At 68.1% G+C, this 3,580-nt stretch carries 3 protein-coding genes; all 3 read left to right on the forward strand.

Annotated elements, in window-relative coordinates; genetic code table 11:
• The first annotated feature begins 179 nt into the window (after positions 1-179).
• On the forward strand, positions 180-671 hold the full coding sequence (mreD, locus tag ACR9ZJ_RS19040; protein ID WP_481282513.1) for a rod shape-determining protein MreD: 492 nt from the start codon (positions 180-182) through the stop codon (positions 669-671).
• Positions 668-2,683 carry a penicillin-binding protein 2 gene (mrdA, locus tag ACR9ZJ_RS19045; RefSeq protein WP_481282514.1) on the forward strand — a complete coding sequence of 672 codons (2,016 nt, stop codon included), beginning with the start codon at positions 668-670 and terminating at the stop codon, positions 2,681-2,683. Before mreD ends, mrdA begins: the two co-directional genes overlap by 4 nt.
• 2 nt (positions 2,684-2,685) lie before the next feature.
• A partial coding sequence (locus tag ACR9ZJ_RS19050; RefSeq protein WP_481288651.1) for an FtsW/RodA/SpoVE family cell cycle protein occupies positions 2,686-3,580 on the forward strand: 895 nt, incomplete at its 3' end.

The raw sequence follows: 3,580 nt of genomic DNA on the forward strand, positions 1-3,580 counted from the left end.
ACAGACCTGGCCGAGCCCGCCGGACCACCGGCGCCCGCGCCGAACGTCGGGCCACCCGCCGACCTCGCGCCCGTGCCGGGTGCGCCGCCGGCGCAGGCCTTGCCTTCCGTGACCTCGCCGACCGCGACGCCGATCCCGGCGCGCCCGTCCACCGCCGCGCCATCGACGGGGGGCACGCCGTGAACAAGGTTCGCGTTCGCCAGCTGTGGTTCGCCGCCACCTTGCTGATGTCACTGTTCCTGATGCTGGTCCCGTTGCCGGGGCCGCTCACGCCGTTCAAGCCCTACTGGCCCGCCCTGATCCTGCTCTACTGGTGCCTGCAATCCGGCGACAGGGTCACCCTCGGCCTGGCGTTCTGCGTCGGCGTGGCCGCCGATCTCTTCGACGGCGTCCTGCTGGGCGAGCAGGCGCTGCGTCTCACCGCGATGGTCTTCATCGCGTTGCGCTTCCGCTCGCGGCTGCGCTTCTTCCCGATGTGGCAGCAATCGCTCGCCGTCCTCGGCTTGCTGGTGAACGACCGCATCCTGCTCCTGCTGGTGCGCGTGTTCGGCGGCGATCCGCTGCCGCCGCCCGAGTACTGGATATCGCCCCTGGTGGGCGCGGCGCTGTGGCCGTTCGTGTTCCTCATCCTCGACGACCTGCGCGCGCGCCTGCGCATCCACGAGGCATGAGCCGGCGGCGCGCCTCGATCAAGGAAGTCCGTGGCGAGGTGGCGCTGTTCCGCCGCCGCGCCATGGCCGGCTTCGCGCTGATCCTGCTCGGCCTCGCCGCCGTGTGCGCACGCTACGTATACCTGCAGGTGCTGCACCACGACGAGTTCGTGGCACGCTCGGACCAGAACCGCGTGAAGCCGCGTGCCATACCGCCGGCGCGCGGCCTCATCTACGACCGCAACGGCGTGCTGCTGGCCGACAACGTGCCGGCGTTCCGGCTGGAAGTGATCCCGGAACAGGTCACCGACATGGACGAGATGCTGGGCAAGCTCGGCACCGTCGTGCCGCTCAGCGACGAGGACATCGCCACCTTCAAGAAACAGGTGAAACAGGGACGCCGGTTCGAGGGGATTCCGCTCAAGCTGAAACTCACCGAGGACGAGATCGGCCGCTTCGCCGTGAACCGCTGGCGGTTCCCGGGCGTGGATGTGGTGCCGTACCTCACCCGGCGCTATCCGATGGGTCCGCTGCTGGCCCATGTCATCGGCTATGTCAGCCGTATCGACGTGGACGATCTCGATCGCATGGACGACGACGAGGAAGCCAGCTACAAGGGCACCACGCACATCGGCCGCATCGGCATCGAGCGCTACTACGAAAAGCTGTTGCACGGCGCGCCGGGCTACGAGCTGGTCGAAGTGAACGCCGACGGACGCACGCAGGCCGTGCTCGACACGACGCCGCCCACGCCGGGCAAGAACATCTACCTCTCCATCGACGTGCGCCTGCAGAAGGCGGCCGAGGAGGCGATGAACGGCCGCTCCGGGGCGGCGATCGCGATCGATCCGCGCAACGGCCAGGTGCTGGCGTTCGCCAGCGTGCCGAGCTTCGATCCCAACCTGTTCGTCAACGGCATCAGCTCCGCCGATTACAAGGCGCTGACCACCGCCCCCGACAAGCCCCTGTACAACCGCGCGTTGCGTGGCGTCTATCCGCCGGGCTCGACGGTGAAGCCGTTCCTCGCCCTGGGTGGCCTGACCATGGGCATCCGCCGGCCGTCCGACACGGTGCTGTCCACGGGCGAGTTCTGTATCCCGGGCCAGTCGCGCTGCTACCGCGACGACAAGCGCGGTGGCGACGGCACGGTGAACATGATCCGGGCCATCGAGCTCTCGACCAATACCTATTTCTACCGGCTCGCGCTCGACATGGGCATCGACCGCCTTTCCGACTGGATGGGCAAGCTGGGCTTCGGCAAGAAGACCGGCATCGACCTCGTGGGCGAAGTGGAGGGCGTGCTGCCCTCGCGCGAGTGGAAGGCGACGCGCAGCAAGGCGGGCTGGTTCCCTGGCGAGACCATCATCTCGGGTATCGGCCAGGGCTACTGGGCGGTGACGCCGCTCCAGCTGGCGCACGCCACGGCTACCTTCGCCGGCCGCGGTATCCCCTATACCCCGCATTTCCTGCTCGACACACAGGACGGCGTCGACAGCCCACGCGTGCCGCAATCGTTTCCGCCGTCCGGCCCGTCGGTGATCCGCAAGGCGGCCGACTGGGATGCCGTGAACGAAGGCATGGAAGCCGTCATCAACTCCGGCAAGGGCACCGGCAAGCGCCTGGGCACCGGCTTCCCGTACATCATCGCGGGCAAGAGCGGCACGGCCGAGCGTTTCTCGCGCAAGACCGACGCCTACGACACCAACAAGAACACCGCGTACCTCGCCAGCCGCCATCGTGCGCTGTTCATCGCCTACACGCCCGCCGACGATCCGAAGATCGCCGTGGCCGTGGTGCTGGAAGCCGGTGCCTGGGGTGCGCAGGATTCAGGCCCGATCGCACGAAAGGTCCTCGACCAATGGGTGGTGGACGAAGGCGGCCAACGGCCGGAAGACCCGACGCCCGGCCAGATCGTCACCTCCGACGCGGTACCGGAATCCGCGCCGGGCGAAGCCTCGTCCGTGCAGGATGCCCAGCCCGCCGGAGCCGCCAGTACCGACCTGCCGCCCCAGGACAACGGGGAGGACCAGTAGCCATGTTCCAGAAGCTCACCATGCGCATGAAGCGCTTCGGCCTTCGCCTGCTCACGCGGCCACGGCTCGACCTGCCGCTCTTGCTGGCGCTCTTCGTGCTCGGCTGCGCGGGGCTCGCCACGCTCTACAGCGCGGGCAACGGCAACTTCTCGCTGGTCACCGGACAGGCCGCGCGCTTCGTCCTCGGCGCCGTGCTGCTCCTGGTCATCTCGCGTATCCCGCCGCCGGTGCTGCGCTCGTGGACGCCGTGGCTCTACCTCGGCAGCACCGCCTTGCTGGTGGTCGTGGCCGTGCTCGGCGAAGGCCGCGGCGCATACCGCTGGCTCGACCTGGGATTCATGCGCTTCCAGCCGTCCGAGTTGCTCAAGCTGACCATGCCGATGATGGTCGCCTGGTACCTGCATCCACGGCAGTTGCCGCCGAGCTGGAAGGACATCATCGTGGTCGGCCTGCTGATCGCGGTGCCCGCCGGACTCATCGCCGAGCAGCCCGATCTCGGTACCGCCTTGCTCGTGGCCGGGGCCGGTGCGTTCGCGTTGTTCCTTTCCGGCATGGCCTGGTGGCGCATCGGCCTGCTCGTGGGTGGCGTGGGCGCGGTGATCCCCGTGGCGTGGCAGTTCCTGCACGAATACCAGCGCAATCGCGTGCGCACGCTGCTCGACCCCGAATCCGACCCCCTCGGCAACGGCTGGCACATCATCCAGTCGAAGATCGCGGTGGGCTCCGGTGGCATGTTCGGCAAGGGCTGGCAGCACGGCACGCAATCGCGCCTGGAGTTCCTGCCCGAGCACACCACCGACTTCATCTTCGCCGTGTTCTCCGAGGAATTCGGCCTGGTGGGCGTGATCGCGATCATGCTGCTCTACGCCTTCATCATCCTGTCTCTTATACACATCT

The sequence above is a fragment of the Luteibacter sp. KNZ12-1A genome (assembly GCF_056755675.1).